The 1,004-nt window shown below is 60.0% G+C and carries 1 protein-coding gene; it reads right to left on the bottom strand.

Going from position 1 to position 1,004, the window contains the following annotated elements; all coding sequences use genetic code 11:
• A partial coding sequence (locus IM784_RS16900; RefSeq protein ID WP_199556517.1) for an IS481 family transposase occupies positions 1-947 on the bottom strand: 947 nt, incomplete at its 3' end.
• Between the last annotated feature and the right edge of the window lie 57 nt (positions 948-1,004).

Genomic DNA, 1,004 nt, shown 5'->3' with positions numbered 1-1,004 from the left:
GTGTTTAGTCCCAGAGTGTGATGGTGTGGCTGGACGATAAACACATCTGGCTTGGATTTCCAGAGTTCCTCGATGGCTTCGTATGGTGTCCTGAACCTGAGCGCCTTGAGCTGCTTGGCGAAGTTGTAGGCGATCAGCCAGTCGCGGACATGGTTCCGCAGGTTGTTGATTGATGTGTAGTGGAAGGACTTCACTGTCGCTTCCTTGATGGTTCGGACCATGCGTTCGGCCTGGCCATTGGTCCATGGGTGGTAGGGCTTGGTGAGCCGATGTTCGATGCCGTGTTCGTTGCAGACGCGCTCGAAGATGTGGATGAGCCATCCAGGGTTGCCGCCGCGGGCATGCTGGACGAACTGCACACCGTTGTCGGTCAGCACCGTGTGGATCCTGTAAGGCACTGTCTTGACCAGCACCTTGAGGAAGGCAGCAGCCGCCAGCTTGGTAGCGCTGCGATAGATGCGGGCAAAGACCAGCTTGGAGGTACGGTCGACCGCGACGTAGAGGAACCCCTTGCCACCCTCGTAGCGCAGCTCGGCGATGTCGATGTGGAAGTAGCCGATCTCGTAGGCCTTGAACTTCTTCGGCTTCTCCCGGTCCGCCTTGGGCAGGCGGGAGATGCCATTGCGTTGCAGGCAGCGGTGTAGCGACGAGCGCGTCAGATGGGGGATCACATCCCTCAGCGCCACGAACACATCATCCAGCGGCAGCCGGGCCTGTACCCTGAGCGCGACGATGGCCGCCTCTTCCATCGGTGACAGCACCGAGCTGCGCCTCTCCTTCGGTCCCATCGGAAGATCTTCCACCGAGGCCCGCGACCGCCACTTCAGGACGGTCTTTTCGTTGATGCCGAACCGCTTGGCGAGTTGCGCGACCGAAGCCTGCGATCGCTGTAGCTCGCCTCGAACGGCGTGCGTGGTCTTGGCGCTCCCGTGTAGAAACTGGCCCATAAACCCTCCCGCTGCGATGATGACAATCTTACACCATCACACTCTGGGACTAAACAC

This window comes from Sandaracinobacteroides hominis, assembly GCF_016464365.1.
Classification (GTDB): domain Bacteria; phylum Pseudomonadota; class Alphaproteobacteria; order Sphingomonadales; family Sphingomonadaceae; genus Sandaracinobacteroides; species Sandaracinobacteroides hominis.
The sequence above is the reverse complement of the archived record's forward strand: the minus strand, read 5'-3'. Positions and strand labels throughout refer to the sequence as shown.